Source organism: Streptomyces sp. NBRC 110028 (assembly GCF_001417735.1).
GTDB lineage: Bacteria > Actinomycetota > Actinomycetes > Streptomycetales > Streptomycetaceae > Streptomyces.
The window spans coordinates 616370-640118 of the sequence record NZ_BBUZ01000022.1 but is presented as its reverse complement, the minus strand read 5'-3'; the positions used below and the strand labels follow the sequence as shown (position 1 = coordinate 640118).

General features: G+C 71.9%; 22 protein-coding genes and 1 pseudogene. 11 read left to right on the top strand and 12 right to left on the bottom strand.

Going from position 1 to position 23749, the window contains the following annotated elements; genetic code table 11:
• Positions 1-37 precede the first annotated feature (37 nt).
• Genes ASC60_RS03025 through ssd form a run of 4 tightly spaced genes read right to left on the bottom strand, consistent with a single transcriptional unit; the run spans position 38 to position 4072 of the window.
• Positions 38-883 (bottom strand): type II secretion system F family protein, encoded by an 846-nt coding sequence (locus tag ASC60_RS03025; RefSeq protein ID WP_055546347.1) that lies wholly within the window; start codon positions 881-883, stop codon positions 38-40.
• On the bottom strand, positions 880-1800 hold the full coding sequence (locus tag ASC60_RS03020) for a type II secretion system F family protein (protein ID WP_055546345.1): 921 nt from the start codon (positions 1798-1800) through the stop codon (positions 880-882). The genes ASC60_RS03025 and ASC60_RS03020 overlap by 4 nt, the downstream gene beginning before the upstream one ends.
• Positions 1797-2963 (bottom strand): TadA family conjugal transfer-associated ATPase, encoded by a 1167-nt coding sequence (locus ASC60_RS03015; RefSeq protein WP_079038120.1) that lies wholly within the window; start codon positions 2961-2963, stop codon positions 1797-1799. The genes ASC60_RS03020 and ASC60_RS03015 overlap by 4 nt, the downstream gene beginning before the upstream one ends.
• Complete coding sequence (ssd, locus tag ASC60_RS03010; protein WP_055546343.1) at positions 2960-4072, bottom strand: septum site-determining protein Ssd; 1113 nt, start codon at positions 4070-4072, stop codon at positions 2960-2962. The genes ASC60_RS03015 and ssd overlap by 4 nt, the downstream gene beginning before the upstream one ends.
• 454 nt (positions 4073-4526) lie before the next feature.
• Between ssd and ASC60_RS03005 the strand changes: the two genes are divergently transcribed.
• A complete protein-coding gene (locus ASC60_RS03005) occupies positions 4527-5363 on the top strand; it encodes an HAD family phosphatase (RefSeq protein WP_055546341.1) in 837 nt (278 codons plus the stop codon).
• Positions 5364-5686: 323 nt separating this feature from the next.
• On the opposite strand, the gene ASC60_RS03000 is transcribed toward ASC60_RS03005, so the two are convergent.
• Positions 5687-6508 carry a hypothetical protein gene (locus tag ASC60_RS03000; RefSeq protein ID WP_055546339.1) on the bottom strand — a complete coding sequence of 274 codons (822 nt, stop codon included), beginning with the start codon at positions 6506-6508 and terminating at the stop codon, positions 5687-5689.
• 102 nt (positions 6509-6610) lie between these two features.
• Between ASC60_RS03000 and ASC60_RS02995 the strand changes: the two genes are divergently transcribed.
• The 7 genes and pseudogenes from ASC60_RS02995 (at position 6611) to ASC60_RS42580 (ending at position 14374) form a co-directional block, all read left to right on the top strand.
• Positions 6611-7618 (top strand): ATP-binding protein, encoded by a 1008-nt coding sequence (locus ASC60_RS02995; protein ID WP_055546338.1) that lies wholly within the window; start codon positions 6611-6613, stop codon positions 7616-7618.
• A gap of 305 nt (positions 7619-7923) precedes the next feature.
• Positions 7924-8817 (top strand): annotated as a pseudogene (locus ASC60_RS02990) (carbonic anhydrase); the annotation flags it as partial.
• A gap of 104 nt (positions 8818-8921) precedes the next feature.
• On the top strand, positions 8922-10883 hold the full coding sequence (gene acs, locus ASC60_RS02985; protein WP_055547157.1) for an acetate--CoA ligase: 1962 nt from the start codon (positions 8922-8924) through the stop codon (positions 10881-10883).
• A gap of 198 nt (positions 10884-11081) precedes the next feature.
• Positions 11082-12473: a Na+/H+ antiporter NhaA gene (gene nhaA, locus ASC60_RS02980; RefSeq protein WP_055546334.1), complete on the top strand. Its 1392-nt coding sequence runs from the start codon at positions 11082-11084 to the stop codon at positions 12471-12473.
• A 176-nt stretch (positions 12474-12649) separates the two neighbouring features.
• The gene (locus tag ASC60_RS02975; RefSeq protein ID WP_055546332.1) at positions 12650-13111 is read left to right on the top strand and encodes a phage holin family protein; all 462 of its coding nucleotides are present in this window, start codon (positions 12650-12652) and stop codon (positions 13109-13111) included.
• Complete coding sequence (locus ASC60_RS02970) at positions 13108-14034, top strand: alpha/beta fold hydrolase (RefSeq protein ID WP_055546330.1); 927 nt, start codon at positions 13108-13110, stop codon at positions 14032-14034. The genes ASC60_RS02975 and ASC60_RS02970 overlap by 4 nt, the downstream gene beginning before the upstream one ends.
• Positions 14035-14167: 133 nt before the next feature.
• Complete coding sequence (locus tag ASC60_RS42580) at positions 14168-14374, top strand: hypothetical protein (RefSeq protein ID WP_079038119.1); 207 nt, start codon at positions 14168-14170, stop codon at positions 14372-14374.
• Between the two features lie 92 nt (positions 14375-14466).
• Here the strand turns inward: ASC60_RS42580 and ASC60_RS02965 are convergent, their stop codons facing one another.
• Genes ASC60_RS02965 through nth form a run of 3 tightly spaced genes read right to left on the bottom strand, consistent with a single transcriptional unit; the run spans position 14467 to position 17369 of the window.
• Entirely contained in the window at positions 14467-15666 is a 1200-nt protein-coding gene (locus ASC60_RS02965; RefSeq protein ID WP_055546328.1) for a MarP family serine protease, read from the bottom strand.
• A gap of 12 nt (positions 15667-15678) precedes the next feature.
• The gene (locus tag ASC60_RS02960; RefSeq protein ID WP_055546326.1) at positions 15679-16365 is read right to left on the bottom strand and encodes a CoA pyrophosphatase; all 687 of its coding nucleotides are present in this window, start codon (positions 16363-16365) and stop codon (positions 15679-15681) included.
• Entirely contained in the window at positions 16362-17369 is a 1008-nt protein-coding gene (nth, locus tag ASC60_RS02955) for an endonuclease III (RefSeq protein WP_370592862.1), read from the bottom strand. Before nth ends, ASC60_RS02960 begins: the two co-directional genes overlap by 4 nt.
• Before the next feature lie 249 nt (positions 17370-17618).
• On the opposite strand from nth, the gene ASC60_RS02945 reads away from it, so the two are divergent.
• Entirely contained in the window at positions 17619-18293 is a 675-nt protein-coding gene (locus ASC60_RS02945; protein WP_055546320.1) for a Crp/Fnr family transcriptional regulator, read from the top strand.
• Between the two features lie 141 nt (positions 18294-18434).
• On the opposite strand, the gene ASC60_RS02940 is transcribed toward ASC60_RS02945, so the two are convergent.
• The 4 genes from ASC60_RS02940 to ASC60_RS40545 form a co-directional block, all read right to left on the bottom strand.
• Positions 18435-19265, bottom strand: coding sequence for an MBL fold metallo-hydrolase (locus ASC60_RS02940; protein WP_055546318.1), 831 nt, complete (start codon positions 19263-19265; stop codon positions 18435-18437).
• The gene (locus tag ASC60_RS02935; protein WP_055546316.1) at positions 19262-20269 is read right to left on the bottom strand and encodes an NUDIX hydrolase; all 1008 of its coding nucleotides are present in this window, start codon (positions 20267-20269) and stop codon (positions 19262-19264) included. Before ASC60_RS02935 ends, ASC60_RS02940 begins: the two co-directional genes overlap by 4 nt.
• Positions 20270-20526: 257 nt before the next feature.
• Positions 20527-20991, bottom strand: coding sequence for a RidA family protein (locus tag ASC60_RS02930; protein WP_055546314.1), 465 nt, complete (start codon positions 20989-20991; stop codon positions 20527-20529).
• Positions 20988-21146: a DUF4177 domain-containing protein gene (locus ASC60_RS40545; protein ID WP_003967454.1), complete on the bottom strand. Its 159-nt coding sequence runs from the start codon at positions 21144-21146 to the stop codon at positions 20988-20990. Before ASC60_RS40545 ends, ASC60_RS02930 begins: the two co-directional genes overlap by 4 nt.
• 72 nt (positions 21147-21218) lie before the next feature.
• On the opposite strand from ASC60_RS40545, the gene ASC60_RS02925 reads away from it, so the two are divergent.
• Both ASC60_RS02925 and ASC60_RS02920 read left to right on the top strand, forming a co-directional pair.
• A complete protein-coding gene (locus ASC60_RS02925) occupies positions 21219-22196 on the top strand; it encodes an ArsA-related P-loop ATPase (protein WP_055546312.1) in 978 nt (325 codons plus the stop codon).
• A 139-nt stretch (positions 22197-22335) separates the two neighbouring features.
• Positions 22336-23679 (top strand): ArsA family ATPase, encoded by a 1344-nt coding sequence (locus tag ASC60_RS02920; protein ID WP_055546310.1) that lies wholly within the window; start codon positions 22336-22338, stop codon positions 23677-23679.
• Positions 23680-23749 lie beyond the last annotated feature (70 nt).

Sequence of the window (23749 nt, the reverse complement as noted above, 5' to 3'; positions counted from 1 at the left end):
CGGGCCCCTCGTGCCGCACCGGGCCGAGGCGCCCTGCTCAGGTGTGGCCCGCCAGGCCGCCCGCCAGCCCGGTCATCACCGGGGCCACACCGATCAGCAGATACGCGGGCAGGAAGCAGGCCCCGAGCGGGGCGGTGGCCAGCACGCTCGCCCGATCGGCGCGTCGGCCCGCTTCCCTCTCCTGCTCGGCGCGGCTGTCGGCGGCGAGCCGGGACACCGGCTCCACCGCCGGGGCGCCCGTGGTCCCGGCGTGCTCCAGGGCGCGTGCCAGCCCTTGCGCGCCGGGCAATGCGCCAAACCGCCCCCAGGCGTCGGCGGGATCGCCTCCCAGCCGCAGCTCCGCGGCGGTCCGGACCAGCCGCTCGCCGACCGGGCCGCCGAGCGACTTGCCCACCGCGTCCGCCGCCGTGCGCGGGTCCGCCCCGGCGGCCAGACAGGCCGCCAGCAGGTCGGCGGCGAGTGGGAGCTGCCGCACCGCTTCGGCCTCCTGGCCGCCCGCGCCACCGGACCGGCCGCGGGACCGCGCGGCGGCGGCCTGCCGCCGCTGCCACCGCCGGACGCCATACGCGGCCGCCGGCCCCGAAACCCACCCCAGTGGTCCTCCGACGAGGACGACAGCGGCCAGCAGGACACCGAGCGAGACCACCCAGGCCAGGACCGCGCACTCGTCCACCCGGGCACGCCGGCGCTCCCAGGCCTTGCCCCGCCGCCGGGCCGCACCGGTGTCCGGTTCCGCATCCGCTCGCCCGCCCGGCAGCAGCGCCGCCAGACGCCGCCCGGCGGTACGGTCCCGCCGGGCCTCCACCACCGCCATCGCCACATACGCGACGGCGGCCATGAGGGACAACGCGATCCCCAGCCTGTGGACAAGGGCGGCGCTCATCGGCCGACGGCCTTCCCGGGAGCGAGCGCCGCCCGCGTCGACCGTCTGAGCCAGGCGAACCCCGCCCACTCCAGCAAGCAGCCGCCCAGCAGACAGCCCAGCCCGACCGGGGTGTGCAGAAGCTGATGCAGCGGCTCGGTGCCCAGCGCGGAACCCATCACCAGCCCGAAGACCGGCAGCACGGCCAGCACCACGACAGTGACCTTGGGTCCCGCCAGCCTGGCGCGCAGCGTCTCCCGCTGCGCGCGCTCGGCGCGCAGCGCCGAGGCCACCCGGTCGAGCCCGGTGGCAAGCCCCGCGCCCTCGTCGACGGCCACCTGCCAGCAGGCCGCGACCCCGGTCAGCCCCTCCGCGCCCGGCTGCCGGGCCGCCCTGCGCAACGCCTCGGGCACATCCCCGCCGAACCTGGCGGCGGCGGACACCAGTCCCCATCGCTCCCCCAGGTCTCCCGAGGGCACGGACAGCAGTGCCTCGCCGGGCTGCCGCCCGGCCCGCAGCTCGCCCGCCACCGTGCCGCACAGCTCGATCACTCCCGCCGCACGCCGGTCACGCGCCCGGCCACGCTCCCGGGCCCGCAGCCAGCGGCCGACCAACGGCACGGCCGCCACCGCGGCGAACAGCGGCAGGACCGACGCGCCGAGCACCGCGAGCACGCAACCCAGCGGCAGGCACAGCAGCTCACGCCCCATCCGCCCGCCGTACGTGACCCGCCAGCGCTCCTTGAGCCAGGCGGCCGTCTCGGACAGCCGCCGCGCCGGGTCCGGCCCGGTGGGCGCGGCGGGCCCGCCACCCGCGAACAGCAGCCTGGCCCGGCGCAGTTCCCGGTCCCGCGCGGAGAGCAGCCACGCGGCCACCGCCGCGCACAGCAAGGCCGCGCCGAGGCTCAGCGCCCCGGGGTTCCCTCCGGTGCCGGTCATGACGCGCCTCCGCCTCGTCCGCACAGGCGCTGGAGCCGCTGCCAGCCCGCCGCCCGCTCGAAGCCCCGCGGGCTCCATACGGCGGCCGGCACGGTGGTGACGAAGCCCGCGCGGTCCCGGTCCAGCACGTGCAGCTCGGCGATCCTGCGCCGTCCACCGCGGTCCCGCACCAGATGGACCACGACCGACAGGGCGGCCGCCAACTGGCTGTGCAGCGCGGCCCGGTCCAGGCCCGCGGTCGAGCCCAGCGCCTCCAGCCGGGCCGGTACGTCCCCCGCCGTATTGGCGTGGACGGTGCCGCAGCCGCCTTCGTGGCCGGTGTTCAGCGCGCCCAGGAGATCGGTGACCTCGGGGCCGCGGACCTCACCGACCACGAGCCGGTCGGGCCGCATCCGCAGCGCTTGGCGCACCAGGTCCCGCAGGGTGACCTGGCCCCGGCCCTCCTGGTTGGCGGGGCGGGTCTCCAGCCGGACCACATGGGGATGGTCGGGCCGCAACTCCGCCGAGTCCTCGGCGAGGACGATCCGCTCCTCCCTGCCGACCAGCCCCAGGAGGGTGCTGAGCAGCGTCGTCTTGCCTGACCCGGTGCCCCCGCTCACCACGTACGACAGCCGGGCGTCCAGCATGGCCCGCAGCAGCTCCGCACCGCCGGGCGGCACGGTCCCGGCGGCCACCAGCTCGGTGAGGGAGAACGCCCGCGGACGCACCACCCGCAGCGACAGGCAGGTGGATCCGACGGCCACCGGTGGGAGCACCGCGTGCAGCCTTGTCCCGTCCGGCAGCCGGGCGTCCACCCACGGCCGGGCGTCGTCCAGCCGCCGCCCGGCCACCGCGGCGAGCCGCTGGGCGAGCCTGCGCACGGCGGCCGCGTCGGCGAAGGCGACGGCCGTCCGCTCAAGCCCCGCGCCGCGGTCCACCCACACCTCGTCGGGGGCGGTGACCAGCACGTCCGTGACGTCGGGCGCGGCGAGCAGCGGCTCCAGGGGGCCGGTGCCGACCAGTTCGGAGCGCAGGGCGGCGACCACGCCGAGCACTTCGGTGTCGCCCAGCAGCCGCCCCTCCTCGCGCAGCGCGGCCGCCACCCGGGCGGGAGTCGGCTCCGCGCCGCTCTCCGCCAGCCGCAACCGCACCGCGTCCAGCAGGTCAGGGGTTTCGACGCTCATGCGGTGACACCCCCCGTCGCGCCGGGCAGGGCCCGTGCCCAGAATTCGGCACAGAACCGGCCCAGCGGGCCGCGCGCGCTGCCGCCCGGGGGCTCGCCTCCGTCGTGTGCGTCCAGCAGCCCGGGATCCGGAGGCAGTTGACCGGCCAGTGGCAGCCCGAGCAGCCGTGCGATCTCCTCGTCGTCCAGCTCCGGCCCGCAGGGACCCCGCACCACCGCGCGCAGATCGCTCAGCACCATGCTCACCGTGGACGCCACCCGGTGGGCGGCCGCGACGGCGCGCAGTTCCGCAGGGACGACCAGCAGACCGAGGTCCACCTGGGCGAGTGCCTCGGCGGCCGCCTCGTCCACCCGGCGCGGAAGATCCACCACCACGACCCCGCCGCGCCGCCGGGCCGCGGCCAGCACGGCGCGCATCGCCGAGGGCGGGATGACGACCGAATCCCCCCTGTCCCAGCTCAGCACCCGCAGGGAATGCAACTCGGGCAGCGACTCCTCCAGCGCGCTCCCGGCGACTCGGCCACGCGATTCGGCGAAGGCGGGCCAGCGCAGCCCCTCCGCCCCCTCACCGCCGAGCAGCACGTCGAGGCCACCGCCCAGTGGATCGCCGTCGATGAGCATGGTGCGCCGCCCCGAGCGGGCCGCCGTGACGGCCAGGGCGCAGGCGAGGGTGGAGGCTCCGGCCCCGCCACGGCCTCCGATGACCCCGATGGTGACCGCCTGCCGGCCAACTCCCTCCGCCACATCGGCGATCCGGTCCACGAGCCAGGTCTCGGCATCGGGCAGGAAGGCCACATTGTCGGCGCCGAGATCCACCGCCCGGCGCCAGATGCCGTGGTCGTCGAGATCGCGCCCGATGAGCAGCACGCCCGCTCTGCGGACGCGGCCGCGGAGCCCGGCCGCCGCGTCGTCCCCGACGAGAATCAGCGGCGCGCCTTCCCAACTGCCCCGGCGTGTGGGCGCGCCATGGGCCACTTCGGCTTCGGCCCCGGCTGCGGCGCACAGCCTCAGCAGATCGTCGAGAAGCTCTTCGTCCTCGGTGATGATCAGCGGTCTGCCGCGTTGTCCTTCTGCCGGTGATGACCGTTCCGGTGTGATGGATGCAGTCACGATCCCCTCCCCATATCGTTACGCGCTCTCACTCACGCGAACGGCGAGTGCAAACAACGCGGAGAATCACCGTGTCGCGATCCTGAAAATCTTGGGGATCTTGGTCCAAAACCGTGGACAACTCATCAGTTGTGAATATCCCAGTCACCTAAACCAGTGACTTCCGGAGTGCAGTCTAGCGATTACGCACAGTAACCGTTCAGGCTGTCGGGGAGCAGAAGTCGCCCAGGCCCGGATGAGGGGAGAAAGATCTCGTGAAAGCACCGAAAAGGCGTCCGGACATGCGACGACCCCCGCCGGGGGGGAGAGCGGGGGTCGTCCCCACGGCCGACTCGGGGGGGGAGGAGTCGGGCCGGGTTAGCACGGTCGCGAACGATCCGTGACTTCCATGGTGTACCCGAGAGCCTTCTCAGGCAAACCCACGCGCCTGAGCTTACGCCGAATGGTGGGCCCTATGCTCGGCGTCGTGGAAAACCACTCCTTGCCCCGGACAGCCGCCTTCTTTGACCTGGACAAGACGGTCATTGCGAAGTCAAGCACGCTCACCTTCAGCAAGTCCTTCTACCGGGGTGGGCTGATCAACCGTCGAGCCGTACTGCGTACTGCTTATGCCCAGTTCGTCTTCCTCGCCGGCCGCGCCGATCACGACCAGATGGAACGGTTGCGCGAGTACCTCTCGGCACTCTGCCGCGGCTGGAATGTCCAACTGGTGAAGGAGATCGTCGCGGAGACTCTGCACGATCTGATCGATCCCATCATCTATGACGAGGCGGCTTCCCTCATCGAGGAGCATCACGCCGCAGGACGCGATGTGGTGATCGTCAGCACCTCGGGTGCGGAGGTCGTGGAGCCGATCGGCGAGTTGCTGGGCGCGGACCGGGTGGTGGCCACGCGCATGGTCGTCGAGGACGGGGTCTTCACCGGGGAAGTCGAGTACTACGCCTACGGGCCGACGAAGGCGAAGGCGATCGCCGAGCTGGCCGAGTCCGAGGGGTACGACTTGTCGCGCTGCTACGCCTACAGCGATTCGGGGACGGACCTGCCCATGCTGGAGTCCGTCGGCCATCCGCACGCGGTGAATCCTGACCGGGCCCTGCGCCGCGAAGCGGTCGCCCGCGGCTGGCCGGTCCTCTCCTTCGACCGCCCGGTGCGACTGAAGCAGCGACTGCCCTCACTGTCCATGCCGCCGAGGCCGGTCCTGGCCGCGGTCGCCGCGGTGGGCGCTGCCGCCGCCACTGCCGGTCTGGTGTGGTACGCCAGCCGGCGGCGCGCCCCTTATACCCGGGTTTGACCTGGCCACAAAGATCTGCGTGGAGGGGTTCCGCTTGGCTTCGCGCAGGAGTAGAAAGGAATCGACGGCCCGCGAGACCAGGGGTATCCGGGAGGATCTCCCCAGACGCACCAGGCCCCACGGACCGAGCATGGATGCCGGGCACCCACGCGACGCCGACCCGTCGATTACGGGCCAGCCGCACCAGGTGACGGGCGAAGATCCCGACCTGATGGGCGAATTTCCGTGCACGCACTGGTAACCCGGCGGACGTGCCAGCGGCGGCACCCCCGTGGTGCCGCCGCAACTCTGTCCGGGCCCGGGCCTCCTCGCCCCGGACGGCCTCAGGCCGCTCCCCGCTGCATCGCCTCGCACACGGCCGTGCTCTCCCGCACGCCCAGCTCAACCGACCGTCCGCAATGCGCTATCCAGGCCGCCATGCCCTCGGGCGTCCCGGACACATAGCCCTCCAGCCCGGCCACACACGCCGCGGCACCCTGCTCCGCGTGACCCACCTCCGCCGGGCAGACGGATTTCGGGTCCAGCCCGCTGCCGACCAGCACGATCCGCTCGGCCGCGCGCGCCACCAGGCCGTTGTACGAGGCGAAGGGCCGCAGTGCGAGCAGTTCCCCGTGCACCACCGCCGCCGTCACCAGCGCCGGGGCCTCGCTGCCCGCGAGCAGCAGCCGCGCCAGCCCGTCGAGTCGGCCCGCCACCTCGTCGGCGTCCGGCGGCTCGGGGCCGACCAGCCGCTCCCGCACCGGTTCGCCCGCCAGCCGGGGCCGTCCGACTCTGTCGTCATCGTCCGCTCCACCGGCCGCGACCAGATGCAGCCGGGCCAGCACCCGCAGCGGCGACTGCCGCCAGACGCTCAGCAACTGGCCGGCCTCGGCGGTCACCCGCAGCGCCGCACCCACCGTGTGCGGCTCGCCCTCGGCCCCGAAGTCGGTGCGGCGGCGGACCTCTTCGAGCGCCCAGTCGGCACCGGCCAGCGCCGCGGAACCACGCGCGCCGCGCAGCGCCGCCTCGGACGTGACCTCGTTGCTGCGGCGGCGCATCACCCGGTGGCCGTAGACCCGGTCCACTGCCGTCCGCACGGCCTCCACGGACTCGGCCACACCGGGCAGCCCCGCCAGGGCGGCGAGCGGATCTGCTGACGTACTCATGAGTACGACCCTACGCACCCACGGCCCGAGGACCCTCGTTGGAGTGGTTTTCTTCACGTAAATCCCTCACGGGAGAGGATCACTCACCTACGCTTTCTGAACATGAAGATCGCTTTCGTAGGCAAGGGTGGCAGCGGCAAGACGACGCTGTCGTCGCTGTTCATCCGCCATCTCGCCGCCGCCCGAGCCCCCGTCGTCGCGGTCGACGCCGACATCAACCAGCATCTGGGCGCGGCACTCGGGCTCGACGAGGCGGAGACCGCCGCACTGCCCGCCATGGGCGCCCATCTTCCCCTGATCAAGGACTACTTGCGCGGGACGAACCCCCGGATCGCCTCCGCCGAGACCATGATCAAGACAACGCCGCCCGGTGAGGGGTCGCGGCTGCTGCGGATCAGCGAGGACAACCCCGTCTACGAGGCGTGCGCCCGGACGGTCCCGCTCGGGGAGGGGGAGGTGCGGCTGATGGCGACCGGGCCCTTCACCGAGTCCGATCTCGGCGTCGCCTGCTACCACTCCAAGGTCGGCGCGGTCGAGCTGTGCCTCAACCATCTGGTCGACGGGCGCGGGGAGTTCGTGGTCGTCGACATGACAGCGGGCAGCGACTCCTTCGCCTCCGGGCTCTTCACCCGCTTCGACATGACGTTCCTGGTCGCCGAACCCACCCGCAAGGGCATCGCGGTCTACCGCCAGTACAAGGAGTACGCCCGCGATTTCGACGTGGCGCTGCGCGTGGTCGGCAACAAGGTGCAGGGCCCGGACGACCTCGCCTTTCTGCGCGCCGAAGTGGGCGACGACCTGCTGATCACCGTCGGCCACTCCGAGTGGGTCCGGGCGATCGAGAAGGGCCGCGCACCGCGCTTCGCGGAACTGGAGGAGCCCAACCGCGAGGCGCTGCGCACCCTGCACGACGCGGTGGACGCCTCCTACGAGCGGCGGGACTGGCAGCGCTACACCCGCCAGATGGTGCACTTCCACCTGAAGAACGCTCAGAGTTGGGGAAACGCGAAGACGGGTGCCGACCTGGCGGCACAGGTCGACCCGGCCTTCGCCCTGGACGAGTCCGCTCTGGCCGGGCGGGCGGCGGAGACCGCTCCCACGCCTGCCTAGCCATCCGCCCCGGCACAGTCATCTCATCTGACTATTCACCCCATAGAGGGGGCAACACCCCTCTCTGCCTCAAAAGGCTTCCCATTGACTTTACCTGGCATTACGATTCATTTACCAACGCTTGGGAGTCAGCACCGCAGTACGCCGTGACCCACGGCCGCGCCCTTGTCCGCGACCGCGAAGCCCCGGAGGAGACGGGAATGTTGAAGCTCTTGGACCAGATCGCGCTTGCGGCGGGGGCCCCGCTGCACGCCGGGCTGATGGCCGTCGCGCTCGCCGGGATCGCGGTCGTCGTCCTCGTCTCGCTGCGCCTCGTCAACCGGCCGGGCCAGCCGGCCGCCGAGCCGGCCGGCGCACCCCCCTGCCGCCCATGGACGCCCTGGCGCAACCACCACTGCACCCGCCCCACTCCGGCGGCCCGGGCCGGACACGACCCCGGGGGCGGCACGGGGCAGCTGCTGGGCGGGGTGAGTGCCTTCCAGCGCAACACCGCGCCTTTGGTGCGCGCCGAGCTGGCGCGGCTCGCCCGGGAGGGACAGCGGCCCACCCAGTTGTTCCTCACCTGCGCCGACTCCCGGCTGGTGACCAGCATGATCACCTCCAGTGGCCCCGGCGATCTGTTCACCGTGCGCAATGTGGGCAATCTGGTGCCGCCTCCCGGCGAGGATGCCGCCTGCGATTCGGTGGGAGCGGCCATCGAGTACGCGGTGGAAGTGCTGAGGGTCAGCAGCATCACGGTGTGCGGACACTCCGGATGCGGGGCGATGCAGGCACTGCTCGGCTCGTCGGCCGCGCCACCCGGAGCACAGACGCCGCTGGCGCGCTGGCTGCGCCACGGCAGGCCGGGGCTGGCGCGCATGGAGCGGATCGGGCGGCTGGGGCGCGGCGAGGTCGCGCTGGCCGACCGCCCGGTGGCCGACGAGCTGGAGCGGCTGGCGCTGATCAACGTGATGCAGCAACTGGAGCATCTGATGGCGCACGCCTGCGTCGCGCGGCGGGTGGCGGAGGGAGGGCTGGTGCTGCACGGGATGTACTTCCATGTGGCGGAGGCTCAGGCGTACGTCCTGGACGCCCGATCGGCCAGATTCCTGGCCGTCCGGCCGGACGACGGCACCCCGGTGGCCGTCTGCGCGGCCGGTCCGGCCGTCGCCCTGGAGCACGAGAAGGAGGGAGCCACGGAAGCGCTGGAGGCGATCTGAGTACAGGTCTAAACCAATTTACGGCGTCAGGCCTTGTCAGGGCCTACCCGAGGCTGATGAGCTATGGCCGGGACACAACGGACACCCTGGGAATGGGAGATGTCGTGAGCAACGAAAGCCTGGCCAGTCTTCTTCGGGAGGAGCGCCGCTTCGCGCCGCCGGCCGACCTGGCCGCGAACGCCAACGTGACGGCCGAGGCGTACGAGCGTGCGAAGGCGGACCGCCTGGGCTTCTGGGCCGAGCAGGCCCGTCGGCTTACCTGGGCGACCGAGCCGACCGAGACGCTCGACTGGTCGAACCCGCCCTTCGCGAAGTGGTTCGCCGACGGCAAACTCAACGTGGCGTACAACTGCGTCGACCGCCATGTGGAGAACGGTCTCGGCGACCGGGTCGCCCTCCACTTCGAGGGCGAGCCGGGTGACACCCGTTCGCTGACCTACGCCGAGCTGCAGCGGGAGGTCTCCCAGGCGGCGCACGCGCTGACCGAGCTGGGGGTCCAGACGGGCGACCGGGTCGCCATCTACCTGCCGATGATCACTGAGGCCGTCGTCGCGATGCTGGCCTGCGCCCGCATCGGCGCCCCGCACTCCGTGGTCTTCGGCGGCTTCTCGGCCGACGCCCTCGCCACCCGTATCCAGGACGCCGACGCCCGCGTGATCATCACCGCCGACGGTGGCTACCGCCGCGGCAAGCCGTCCGCGCTCAAGCCCGCTGTCGACGAGGCCCTGACCCGCCCCGGCACCGAGAACGTGCGCAGCGTGCTGGTCGTCCGCCGCACGGGCCAGGAGGTCGCCTGGACCGAGGGCCGCGACGTGTGGTGGCACGAGATCGTGGAGCGCCAGCCGGAGCAGCACACGCCCGAGGCGTTCGACGCCGAGCACCCGCTGTTCATCCTCTACACCTCCGGCACCACCGGTAAGCCGAAGGGCATCCTGCACACCACCGGCGGCTATCTCACCCAGGTGTCGTACACCCACGACGCCGTCTTCGACCTCAAGCCGGAGTCGGACGTCTTCTGGTGCACGGCCGACATCGGCTGGGTCACCGGCCATTCGTACATCGTCTACGGGCCGCTCTCCAACGGAGCGACCGAGGTGCTCTACGAGGGCACCCCGGACACCCCGCACCAGGGCCGCTGGTGGGAGATCGTCCAGAAGTACGGGGTCACCATCCTGTACACCGCCCCCACCGCGATCCGCGCGTGCATGAAGTGGGGCGACGACATCCCGGCCAAGTTCGACCTGTCCTCGCTGCGCGTCCTCGGCTCGGTCGGCGAGCCGATCAACCCCGAGGCGTGGATCTGGTACCGCAAGAACATCGGCGCGGACAGGACGCCCGTCGTCGACACCTGGTGGCAGACCGAGACCGGCGGCATCATGATCAGCCCGCTGCCGGGCGTCACCGCGACGAAGCCCGGTTCGGCCCAGGTGGCGCTCCCCGGTATCGCCGCCACCGTCGTCGACGACGAGGCGAACGAGGTGCCGAACGGGGCGGGCGGCTATCTGGTGCTCACCGAGCCCTGGCCGTCGATGCTCCGCACGATCTGGGGCGACGACCAGCGCTATCTGGACACCTACTGGTCCCGCTTCGAGAACCGCTACTTCGCGGGTGACGGCGCCAAGAAGGACGACGACGGCGACATCTGGCTGCTCGGCCGGGTCGACGATGTGATGCTGGTGTCCGGCCACAACATCTCGACGACCGAGGTCGAGTCGGCGCTCGTGTCGCACCCCAAGGTCGCCGAGGCCGCCGTCGTCGGGGCCACCGACCCGCAGACCACCCAGGCGATCTGCGCGTTCGTCATCCTGCGCGGCGGCGCGGCCGAGGACGAGGGTCTGGTCGAGGAGCTGCGGGCGCATGTCGCCAAGCAGCTCGGCCCGATCGCCAAGCCCCGGCGGATCCTGCCGGTGGGCGAGCTGCCCAAGACCCGTTCCGGCAAGATCATGCGCCGGCTGCTGCGCGATGTCGCGGAGAACCGCGCGCTGGGTGACGTCACCACGCTCACCGACTCCTCCGTCATGGAGCTGATCCAGAGCAAGCTGCCGGCCGCGCCCAGCGAAGACTGACCATCAGCGAAGTCTGACCAGCGGTCTTCGGGCTGAGGGGCGCTCCCGCCATGCGGGAGCGCCCCTCGTCCGTTCCGGTTAAGGTGAAGACCTGCCGCGTCAACAACGCGACAAGATGACGAGGGCGCGCCGGGAAGTCTGGTCGGCACACACCACACGTGTGTCCGCACCCGCCCGACGACCCAGGAGGCCCCGCCCGTGGCCGCGCCCACCACCCGCAAGTTCCTCGGCCGCCTCTCGCTGCCCGAGCGGACGTTCATCACCGACGCGCTGCGCACCGAGACCGTCGGCGGCATGATCCTCCTCCTCGCCGCGATCGCCGCGCTGATTCTGGCGAACACCCCGCTCAGCGGCGTCTACGGCGACATCAGGGAGTTCTCCTTCGGCCCCCAGGCGCTGCATCTGCACCTTTCCGTCGAGTCCTGGGCCACGGACGGCCTGCTCACCATCTTCTTCTTCGTCGCCGGCATCGAACTGAAGCGCGAGTTCGTCGCGGGCGAGCTGCGCGATCCGAAGGCCGCCGCGCTGCCCGTGATCGCCGCGCTGTGCGGCATGGCGGCCCCCGCTCTCGTCTACGTCGTCGTCAACGCGACCGGCGGCGGCAGTCTGAAGGGCTGGGCGGTGCCGACCGCCACCGACATCGCCTTCGCGCTCGCCGTCCTCGCCGTCATCGGCACCGCGCTGCCGGCCGCCCTGCGCGCGTTCCTGCTCACCCTCGCGGTCGTCGACGACCTCGGGGCGATCCTGATCATCGCGATCTTCTTCACCAAGGACATCAACTTCGTCGCCCTCGGCCTGTCCTTCGCCGGGCTCGCCCTCTTCCGGCTGCTGCACCACAAGGGCGTACGCGGCGTGTACATCTACCTCCCGCTCGGCCTGGTGATCTGGGCCCTGATGCACGCGAGCGGAGTGCACGCCACCGTCGCGGGCGTCGCGATGGGCCTGATGCTGCGCTGCACCGTGCGCGAGGGCGAGGACCGTTCCCCCGCCGAACGCGTCGAGCACCGGGTGCGCCCGCTGTCGGCCGGGCTCGCCGTGCCGGTGTTCGCCCTCTTCGCCGCCGGGGTCCCGATATCCGGCGCCGCCGTCGCGAACGTCTTCACCCGTCCCGAGACCCTCGGCGTCGTCCTCGGCCTGGTGGTGGGCAAGGCCGTCGGGGTCTTCGGGGGTTCATGGTGCGCGGCCCGGTTCACCAAGGCCGAGCTGAACGAGGACCTGGCCTGGGCGGATGTGTTCGCCGTCGCGATGCTCGCCGGTATCGGGTTCACCGTCTCCCTCCTCATCGGCGAACTCGCCTTCCCCGGCGCTCCGGCGCTCGCCGAAGAGGTGAAGTCCGCGGTCGTCATCGGCTCGCTGTGCGCCGCGCTGCTCGCGGGCGTCCTCCTCAAGCTGCGCAACAACCGCTACCGGCGGCTGTACACGGAAGAGGAGCGGGACGAGGACATGGACGGCATCCCCGACGTCTACGAACTCGACACCCCCGAATACCACCTCCGGATGGCCGCCCTGCTCGAGGCAAAGGCCGCGGAGCACCGGCGGCTTGCCGAAGTAACCGCCGCGGACGGCTCCGGTGACGATGGTCCGGCATGATCTGAGACGCCATGATCTGAGAGGCTTGAAAGCCGCGGAAACAGTGCAGAAGACCTGCACGCGCGGAAGAACGCGCAGTCGTGTGAAGACGCGCCGGCTGCACACCGACGACGCGCCGAGACCGCGACGAGCGCCGAAGACGACCGGAAGACGTACAAGAGCAGAGGGAGATGGCGATGAGCGCAGCCGACGACGGCGGCAACCGCAGCCTCGGCCAGCTGGTGGCCACGGCGACCACCGAGCTGTCCGCGCTGGTGCACGACGAGATCGCGCTGGCCAAGGCCGAGCTCCGGGTGGGCGCCAAGAAGGCGGCGGTCGGCAGTGGCGCCGGCATGGCCGCCGGGGTGCTGATCCTGTTCTCACTTCCGGTGCTGAGTTTCGCCCTCGCCTACGGAATGCGGTCCTGGACCGGCCTCGGCCTCGCCTGGTGCTTCCTGATCGTGGGCGGCATCTACTGGCTGATCGCGGGAATCCTGGGCCTGCTCGCGCTGCTGAAGTTCAAGAAGGTCAAGGCGCCCAAGCGGACCATGGCCTCGTCCAAGGAGACGGCGGCCGTCCTCGGGAACGTCAAGCCGCATCCGCGGGCGGGTGAGAATGGCGGCCGCTCCGCACAGAATGTGACACGCTCGTCGGCATGACCGTCCCTGACATTCCCGCGTCGGTCGTTCGGCTCGACGGCCCCTGGACCCACCGGGACGTCGCGGCCAACGGCGCGCGCTTCCACATCGCCGAGCTGGGCGACGGCCCGCTGGTGCTGCTGCTCCACGGGTTTCCGCAGTTCTGGTGGACCTGGCGGCACCAGATGACCGCGCTCGCCGATGCCGGCTACCGGGCGGTCGCGATGGACCTGCGCGGAGTGGGGGGCAGCGACCGTACGCCGCGGGGTTACGACCCGGCCAACCTCGCCCTCGACATCACCGGCGTGATCCGCTCCCTCGGTGAGCCGGACGCCGCCCTGGTCGGCCATGACCTGGGCGGATATCTGGCGTGGACGGCGGCGGTGATGCGGCCGAAGCTGCTGCGGCGGCTCGCGGTGGCCTCCATGCCGCATCCGCGGCGCTGGCGCTCGGCGATGCTCGGGGACGTCAGGCAGAGCAGCGCGGGCTCCCACATCTGGGGCTTCCAGCGGCCGTGGCTGCCCGAGCGCCAGCTGGTCGCGGACGACGCGGCGGCCGTGGGGCGGCTGATCCGGGACTGGTCCGGGCCGCGGCTGCCCGAGGACGAGGTGGTGGACGTCTACCGGCGCGCGATGGTCATCCCCTCGACCGCGCACTGCTCGATCGAGCCGTACCGCTGGATGGTGCGGTCGCTGGCGCGGCCGGACGGTTTCCAGTTCAACCGCCGGATGAAGCGGCCGGTACGGGTGCCGACCCTGCATCTGCACGGGTCGCTCGACCCGGTGATGCGCACCCGCAGCGCGGCGGGCTCGGGGCAGTACGTGGAGGCGCCGTACCGGTGGCGGCTGTTCGACGGCCTCGGCCACTTTCCGCACGAGGAGGATCCGCACGCCTTCTCCACGGAGCTGATCAACTGGCTCAAGGACCCGGAACCGGACCGCTGAGCCGACGCCGCGCCGAGCCCCGGCGGGCCCTGTGCGAACAGGTGTTTCTCGAACAGCCACTTGCCTGGCGCATAGGCCAATTGCCGCAGTCAGCGGCGATTACCGACCTTGGGCCAGGGGCACAGTCCGAAGTATGGGCTGGACGCACGACTACCGTGACGCACCAAGCGGCCGCGGCCCCGAAGCCGCCGCTGCTGCCAATGCCGCACTCAGCGTTTCCGAGCGGGGCGGCTCCGGGCCTGTTCAAGGCCATGATCCCAATATCGTCGGGATTCCCCGCATCATCCGGCGCCGTGCCCGCTGGGTCTCGGCGCGGCTGCGCCATCCACGCAGCCGGTAGGCACGGCCTACCGGCATCGCACCACACGCGCACCGGGGCACCGGGAAGCACGCACCGGCGCAGGCACCGGAGCACGCACCGGGTAACAGGGGCTAGAGGGCACAGCCCTGGCTGTCCACCGGCTGGTCGGCCGTACGCCCCTTCTCGGCGTCCTTGCGGACCTCGTCCGCCGTCAGCGCGTACCCCGTGGCCGCGTCGTCGAGCGACTTGGCGAAGACCACGCCGTACACCCTGCCCTGCGGGGTGAGCAGCGGGCCGCCGGAGTTGCCCTGGCGCACGGTCGCGTACAGCGAGTAGACGTCACGCTGCACGGTGCCACGGTGGTAGATGTCCGGGCCGTTGGCGGTGATCCGGCCGCGGATGCGGGCCGCGCGCACATCGAACGCGCCGTTCTCCGGGAACCCGGCCACGATCGCGTCGTCTCCGGTGTTCGCGTCGCCCTGGGTGAACTGCAGCGCGGGGGCCTGCAGCGAGGGCACATCGAGGACCGCGATGTCGCGCTTCCAGTCGTAGAGGACGACCTTCGCGTCGTACAGCCGGCCCTCGCCGCCTATTTGCACGGTCGGGTCGTCGACCCCGCCGACCACATGGGCGTTGGTCATGACCCGGTTCGGCGCGTAGACGAAACCGGAGCCCTCCAGGACCTTGCCGCAGCTCGGGGCGGTGCCGACGACCTTCACGATGCTCTTCTGGGCCTGGCCGGCCACCGGGGACTGCGCGAGGGCCGGGTCGGGCTGCGGCACCGAGGGGATCGGCTCGTTCGAGAACGGCGAGAAGACCTGCGGGAAGCCGCCCTGCGCGAGCACGGTGGAGAAGTCGGTGAACCAGGAGTTGGCCTTCTCCGGGACCACGCGGGAGACCCCGAACAGCACCTTGGAGTCGCGGACCTCCTTGCCGACCGTGGGCAGCGACGTCCCGGCCACCAGGGAGCCGATCAGCCAGGCGACCATGAGCATCGCCAGGACGTTCACCAGCGCGCCGCCGGTCGCGTCCAGGGCACGCGCGGGTGTCCAGGTGATGTACCGGCGCAGCTTGTTCCCCAGGTGGGTGGTGGCCGCTTGGCCGACCGAGGCACACACGATCACCAGCACGATCGCCACGATGGCGCCGAAGGTGCCGGGCGACGCGCGGTCAGTGGTGCCGTCCCAGATGACCGGCAGCAGATAGACCGCGACCAAGCCACCGCCGACGAATCCGATCACCGACAGCACGCCGACGACGAAGCCCTGGCGATAGCCGATGATCGCGAACCACACGGCGGCGAGCAGCAGCAGGATGTCCAGCACATTCACCGGGACACCGTCTCACGCGCGCCAGTCGAGTGGGACGTGCTTCGCCCGGTCCCATGGTCGTTCCCAGCCCGCGTAGTGCAGTATGCGATCGATCACACCCGCCGTGAAACCCCAGACCAGAGCCCCTCCGACCAGGAACGCCGGGCCCCGGTGACCGCTGGGGTGGACGGTCGTCGCCCGGTTGGCCGGGTCCGTGAGATCCGCCACGGGAACCGTGAAGACCCGGGCCGTCTCGGCAGGGTCCACCGGCCCGACCGGGCTCGGCCGCCGCCACCAGCCCAGCACGGGCGTCACGACGAAGCCGCTCACGGGGATGTACAGGCGCGGCAGGACGGCGAAGACCTGGACGCCCGTGGGATCGAGCCCGGTCTCCTCCTCGGCCTCGCGCAGCGCCGCGTGCAGCGGACCGGCCCCGTCCGGATCGCCGTCCTCGGGGTCGAGCGCGCCGCCGGGGAAGGACGGCTGGCCCGCGTGGGAGCGCAGCGACCCGGACCGCTCCATCAGCAGCAGCTCGGGGCCGTCAGGACCCTCCCCGAAGAGCACCAGCACGGCGGAGGGGCGGCCGCCGCCCTGCGGCGGCGGCAGGAACCGGCTCAGCTGGTGCGGCTCGATCGTCTCGGCCGCTCGCGCCACGGGGAGCAGCCACTCGGGCAGCCCCTGGGAGCTGACCCGCACGCCTCCGCCGTACGTGCTCGTCATCCGGCGGCTCCCAGCGGGGCGGCGGGGCTCCCCGGGTAGTCGGCGGGTGGCCGCAGCCGCTGCCCCGGCCGACCGCCCATCTCGTACTTCAGCAGCTTCTTCGCCTTGTCCGGATCGGTCTCGCCCTCCCCGTACGCCGGGCACAGCGGGGCGATGGGGCAGGCGCCGCAGGCGGGCTTGCGGGCGTGGCAGACGCGACGGCCGTGGAAGATGATGCGGTGCGAGAGCATCGTCCACTCGCTCTTCGGGAAGAGCGCGGCGATCTCCGCCTCGACCTTCTCCGGGTCCTCCTGCTCGGTCCACTTCCAGCGCCGCACCAGCCGCCCGAAGTGGGTGTCCACGGTGAGCCCCGGCACCCCGAACGCGTTCCCCAGGACCACGTTGGCCGTCTTGCGGCCGACGCCGGGCAGCGTGACCAGGTCCTTCAGGCGCCCCGGCACCTCGCCGTCGAAGCGGTCGCGCAGCCCGGCCGAGAGCCCCAGCAGGGATTTGGCCTTGGCGCGGAAGAAGCCCGTGGGCCTGATCAGCTGCTCCAGCGCCTCGGGGTCGGCGGCCGCCATGTCCTCGGGGGTCGGGTAGGCGGCGAAGAGCGCGGGGGTGGTCTGGTTGACCCGCAGATCGGTGGTCTGCGCGGACAGGACCGTGGCGACCAGCAACTGGAACGGGTTCTCGAAATCCAGCTCGGGGTGGGCATACGGATAGACGTCGGCCAGCTCACGGTTGATGCGCCGGGCGCGGCGCACGAGCGCGGTCCGGGATTCCGGCCGGGGCGGCTTCGAAGGCTTGGCGGCCTTGGCCTCCTTGACCGCCTTCGCGGGCTTGGCCGCGCTCGCGCTCTTGGCCGCGCTCGCGCTCTTGGCCGCTTTGTCGCTCTTGGCCGCCTTGTCGCTCTTGGCCGCCTTCGCGGGCTGCGCGGGCTCAGCGGATGTGGTGGGAGTGGCCGGCTTGGCCGCTTTGGGCACCTTCGCCGCTTTCATCGGCTCGGCGGGCGCTTGTTCGCCCACAGCGGAATTACGAGATGCGGTCACCCGTTCGGCCCCCTTGCCCCGTGCTCTCACCGGCGTATTGGACACCCGGCCAGCCTAAGCCCAGCCACCGACATCCGGCCGGGCCACCGACCAGACCCCGCCCAATCGGACCCCTGCCGCACGGCCCGGCAGGCCAGTGCGTCAAACTTGTGATTGATCGCACTGTTTTACCGTCCGGCATCATGGGGACGACGGTCCCCTGTGCATGTCGACAAGGAGAGACTCGTGGACGACGTTCTGCGGCGCGCCCCGCTCTTCGCGGCGCTCGATGACGAGCAGGCCGCTGAGCTGCGCGCCTCCATGGGAGAGGCCACCCTCGCGCGGGGTGACGCCCTCTTCCACGAAGGGGACCCGGGCGACCGCCTGTACGTGGTCACCGAGGGCAAGGTGAAGCTCCACCGCACCTCTCCCGACGGCCGCGAGAACATGCTCGCCGTGCTCGGCCCCGGCGAGCTGATCGGTGAGCTCTCGCTCTTCGACCCCGGCCCGCGCACCGCCACCGCCACCGCCCTCACCGAGGTCAAGCTGCTCGGCCTCGGCCACGGCGACCTCCAGCCATGGCTCAACGCCCGCCCCGAGGTCGCCTCCGCGCTGCTGCGCGCCGTGGCACGGCGCCTGCGCAAGACCAACGACCAGATGTCCGACCTCGTCTTCTCCGACGTGCCCGGCCGCGTCGCCCGGGCCCTGCTCGACCTGTCGCGCCGCTTCGGTGTGCAGTCGGAGGAGGGCATTCACGTCGTCCACGACCTGACCCAGGAGGAGCTGGCCCAGCTGGTCGGCGCCTCCCGCGAGACGGTCAACAAGGCACTCGCCGACTTCGCGGGCCGCGGCTGGCTGCGGCTGGAGGCGCGCGCGGTGATCCTGCTGGACGTCGAGCGGCTGGCCAAGCGGTCCCGCTGACGAACGGCGCGTAGGACAGCAGGACAAGACACAAGAAGGGCCCCTGCCGGATTCCCGGCCGGGGCCCTTCGCCATGGGCCTTCGCCTCTGGCCCTTCGCCTTTGGCCCTTCGCCTTTGGCCCTTCGCCATGCCCGGAGCGCTCAGATCAGCCCGTGCTCGCGCAGATAGTCCAGCTGGGCGCGCACCGACAGCTCGGCCGCGGGCCACAGCGACCGGTCCACGTCCGCGTAGACGTGCGCCACGACCTCCGAGGGCGTGCGGTGGCCGCTCTCGACCGCCGTCTCGACCTGCGCGAGGCGGTTGGCGCGGTGTGCCAGGTAGTACTCCACCACGCCCTGCGCGTCGTTCAGCACCGGGCCGTGGCCCGGCAGCACCGTACCGACGCCGTCGTCCACCGTGAGCGACCGCAGCCGCCGCAGCGAGTCCAGGTAGTCGCCGAGCCGCCCGTCCGGATGCGCGACGACCGTGGTGCCGCGCCCGAGCACCGTGTCGCCGGTCAGGACCGCGGCGTCGGCCGGGAGGTGGAAGGACAGCGAGTCGGCGGTGTGGCCGGGCGTGGGCACCACCCGCATCTCCAGACCGCCGGTGGTTATGACGTCCCCCTGTTCCAGCCCCTCGTCGCCGAGCCGCAGCTCGGGGTCCAGCGCCCGGACCCGCGTCCGGGTCAGCTCGGCGAAGCGGGCCGCGCCCTCCGCGTGGTCGGGGTGGCCGTGGGTCAGCAGCGTCAGCGCGATCCGCTTCCCGGCCCGCTCCGCCGTCGCGATGACGTTCTCCAGGTGGCCGTCGTCCCGCGGGCCGGGATCGATGACGACAGCGAGGTCGGAGTCCGGCTCGGCGACGATCCAGGTGTTGGTGCCGTCCAGCGTCATGGGCGACGGATTCGGCGCGAGGACACAGACGGCGCGGTCGGTCGCCGGGCCGCCGATCGCGCCTCCGCGCGGCTGACCGGGCAGGGCGGCTGCGTACGTCATGCTCGCGGCTCCCCCGTGGCGCCCGGGATGAGCTTGGTGAACTCGTCGTGGCCCGGCCAGCTCAGCACCAGCTGATCGCCCTCCCGCCGGGCCTGTGCGAGCACCGGGGTGAGGTCCTGGTCCGTGGCGGCCACCAGCGCGTCGTGAACCGTGTTGTGGCGCCGCAGCTGCCGTAGCGTCGCGATGGTCGGGGGCATCATCAGCAGCTCGCCCCGGTCGTAGCGGTCGGCCGCGTCCCCGGGACGGATCCAGACCGTGCGGTCCGCCTCCGTGGAGGCGTTGCGCGTGCGCTGTCCCCGCGGCAGCGCGGCCACGAAGAACCAGGTGTCGTAGCGGCGTGGTTCGAACTCCGGAGTGATCCAGCGCGCCCAGCCGCCGAGCAGGTCCGAGCGGAGCACCAGTCCGCGCCGGTCGAGGAATTCGGCGAACGACAGGTCCCGGGCGACCAGCGACAGGCGGTCCGCCTCCCAGTCGTCGCCCGTGGTGTCCGCGACGACCGTGTGCGGGGTCGGGCCCGCGAGGAGCACGCCGGCCTCCTCGAAGGTCTCCCGGACCGCCGCGCACACGATGGCCTGAGCCTGGGTCGCGTCGCTCTCGTCGAGGCCCAGCCGCCGCGCCCACTGGGCGCGCGAGGGCCCGGCCCAGGCGACCATCCGCTCGTCCCGCGGGTCCACCGCGCCACCCGGATAGGCGTACGCGCCTCCGGCGAAGGCCATGGAGGCGCGTCTGCGCAGCATGTACACGGCGAGCCCGGCCGCCCGGCCGCCGCGATCGCCGTCCGTTCCGAACTGGTCTCCGTGCCGTTTTCCGAACTGGTCTCCGTGCCGTTCCCCGTTCGCCCCGTACTCCCCGTCCTGCCCGCCCGGCGCGCCGTCCGGTCCGTCCCGCAGCAGCAGCACGGTGGCGGCCCGGCGCGGCGTCACCGGGGTCAGCTCACCGGCCGACAACAACCGGATGCGCTCTGGCCACTCGGGTGGATACCACTGGCCATTCGTAGTGGACATGGCCGGATGCTATGCGTTCGCGGGCGGATGTTCGAGGGGCCCCGGCCGGGGCCGAATCACGCGGACGGGCTAGGGGCGTCTTGTCGATCGGACCGGATCAGCGAGCGGCGTCTGGCGCAGGGGGCACCTCCCAGCGGTAACTGGGGGAAGCTCGCAACCCGCGTGAGGAGAGCGCAGCGGCGCTGTGTGCGACGAGCGCGGGGCCGCGAGGTGCCGTGCCGGGCGTCGGGAGCCCGGCACGATCGGCACGACACCCCCTAGTCCGCGACCTCGACCTGGATCTCCACCTCGACCGGCGCGTCCAGCGGCAGCACCGCCACGCCGACCGCGCTGCGCGCGTGCACGCCCGCGTCGCCCAGCGCCTCGCCCAGCAGCTCGCTCGCGCCGTTGACGACGCCCGGCTGCCCGGTGAAGTCCGCGGCCGAGGCGACGAAGCCGACGACCTTCACCACGCGCACGACCTTGTCGAGGTCGCCGACCACCGACTTCACGGCGGCCAGCGCGTTCAGCGCGCAGGTGCGCGCCAGCTCCTTGGCCTCATCCGGCGTCACCTCCGCACCGACCTTGCCGGTCACGCCCAGCTTCCCGTCGACCAGCGGCAGCTGGCCCGCGGTGTAGACGTAACACCCGGTGCGGACCGCCGGGACGTAACTGGCGAGCGGCGCCGCGACCTCAGGCAGCGTCAGGCCGAGCCCGGCGAGCTTCTCCTCGACCGCGGTCATGCCTTTTCCCGCTTCAGGTAGGCCACCAGCTGCTCGGGGTTGTTCGGCCCGGGAACGACCTGGACCAGCTCCCAGCCGTCCTCGCCCCAGGTGTCCAGAATCTGCTTCGTGGCGTGTACGAGCAGCGGCACGGTCGCGTATTCCCACTTCGTCATGCAGCCGACTGTAATGCCTCACTCCCGGGGCCTGGTGCGTAGCCCGTGGGGGGACTGGTTAGGCTCCCCAGTGTGAGCAGGCTCCATGTCGTCAGTGGCAAGGGCGGAACCGGCAAGACCACGGTCGCCGCCGCACTCGCGCTGGCCCTCGCGACCGAAGGCAGGCGCACGCTGCTGGTCGAGGTCGAAGGCCGCCAGGGCATCGCGCAGCTCTTCGAAACGGAACCGTTGCCCTATGAGGAACGCAAGATCGCGACCGCGCCGGGCGGCGGGGAGGTGCACGCCCTCGCGATCGATCCGGAGTTCGCACTCCTGGACTACCTCCACATGTTCTACAAGCTGGGTTCGGCGGGGCGTGCCCTGAAGAAGCTCGGCGCGATCGACTTCGCGACCACGATCGCGCCGGGACTGCGGGACGTCCTGCTGACCGGCAAGGCGTGCGAGGCGGTGCGCCGCAAGGGCAAGGACGGCCGTTTCGTCTACGACTCCGTAATCATGGACGCGCCGCCGACCGGCCGGATCACCCGCTTCCTGAACGTCAACCACGAAGTGGCGGGGCTGGCCCGGACCGGCCCTATACACAACCAGGCCCAGGCCGTGATGCGTGTCCTGAAGTCGCCCCAGACGGCGGTCCACCTGGTGACGCTGCTGGAGGAGATGCCGGTCCAGGAGACCGCGGACGGCATCGCGGAGCTGCGCTCGGACGGCCTTCCGACGGGCGCGGTCATCGTCAACATGGTGCGGCCGGCGATCCTCGACCACGAGGCCGTCGACGCCGCCGCCAACGGCCGTCGCGCGGCCGTCGCCAAGGCGCTGTCACAGGCCGGGCTGGGCGGCGCGCGGCGCGGCGGCCTCGCCGAGCGGCTGGTCGACCCGCTGCTGGAGCAGGCGCGCGAGCACGCGGAGCGCGTCGCCCTGGAGCGGGCGCAGCGGTCCGAGCTGTCCGGTCTCGACCTGCCGCTGCACGAGCTGGAGCTGCTGACGGACGGCGTCGACCTGGCCGGGCTGTACCGGCTGGCGGCGGATCTGCGCAAGCAGTGGCCGTCGTGAGCCGCGGGACGGGTACGGCACGGAACCCGTGCCGTACCGCCCGTACGAGCGGTGCCGGCCGTACGGGCGCCGAGGCCCATGCGGGCAGCATGATCAGCACACGCGGCACAAGCGGCACACGCCGTACGCAGGAGGCGGCATGAGCATGGACGTGGCACCCCGGCTGGATACCGACGCGCTGCTGGACGATCCGCAGACCCGCATCGTGGTGTGCTGCGGCTCCGGCGGCGTGGGCAAGACCACCACGGCCGCCGCCCTCGGCGTACGGGCCGCCGAGCGCGGCCGTAAGGTCGTCGTCCTCACGATCGACCCGGCCCGCAGGCTCGCGCAGTCCATGGGCATCGACGCGCTCGACAACGTACCGCGGCGGGTGGCGGGCGTCGGGGACGAGGCGGGCGGCGAACTGCACGCCATGATGCTGGACATGAAGCGGACCTTCGACGAGTTCGTCGAGGCCCACGCCGACCCCGAGCGCGCCCGCGCGATCCTGGCGAACCCCTTCTACCAATCGCTTTCGGCCGGCTTCGCGGGCACGCAGGAGTACATGGCCATGGAGAAGCTCGGCCAGCTGCGGGCCCGCGACGAATGGGACCTGATCATCGTCGATACGCCGCCGAGCCGGTCGGCGCTGGACTTCCTGGACGCCCCGAAGCGACTCGGCTCGTTCCTGGACGGGAAGTTCATCCGGGTGCTCATGGCGCCGGCGAAGGTCGGCGGCCGGGCCGGGATGAAATTCCTGAACGTGGGCGTCTCGATGATGACGGGCACGGTCAGCAAGGTCCTCGGCGGACAGCTGATGCGCGATGTGCAAACGTTCGCGGCTGCGATGGACACCATGTTCGGCGGGTTCCGCACCCGCGCCGAGGCCACCTACCGGCTGCTGCAGGCGCCCGGTACGGCCTTCCTGGTGGTGGCCGCCCCGGAGCGGGACGCCCTGCGCGAGGCCGCCTACTTCGTCGAGCGGCTGGCGGCGGATCAGATGCCGTTGGCCGGTCTCGTACTGAACCGGGTGCACGGCAGCGGCGCCGAACAACTGTCGGCGGAACGGGCCCTGGCTGCGGCGGAGACGCTGTCCCTGAAGAGCGTCGGCGCTGCGGATCCGCCGGGGGAGGGTAGCGTTCCGGCCAACCACGGTGAGGGCACGGAAAATCTTGGTGCCGACGGATTTGTCGATCCCCACTCAGGGAATGCTCAAGCCCGGAACGCCTCAGCGGCGGACAACTCCTCGGTAGCCGATCCCGGCGTCTCCCCCACGTCGGCGGAGCGGCTTGCCGCGGGACTGCTCCGGCTGCATGCGGAGCGTATGCAGGTGCTCGGACGCGAGCAGCGCACACACGACCGCTTCACGGCGTTGCACCCCGAAGTTCCAGTGGCCCAGGTGGCCGCGCTCCCCGGAGACGTACACGACCTGGCAGGGCTGCGAGCGATCGGCGATCGCCTCGCGGCGGCCCCGACGGACCAGTCCGAGCGCACGGCAGGCTGACGCCCGGCCGCGGCGTGGCGGGCCCATGACCCGCGACCTGCGGCCTGCGACTCGCGGTGAATGACGGCCG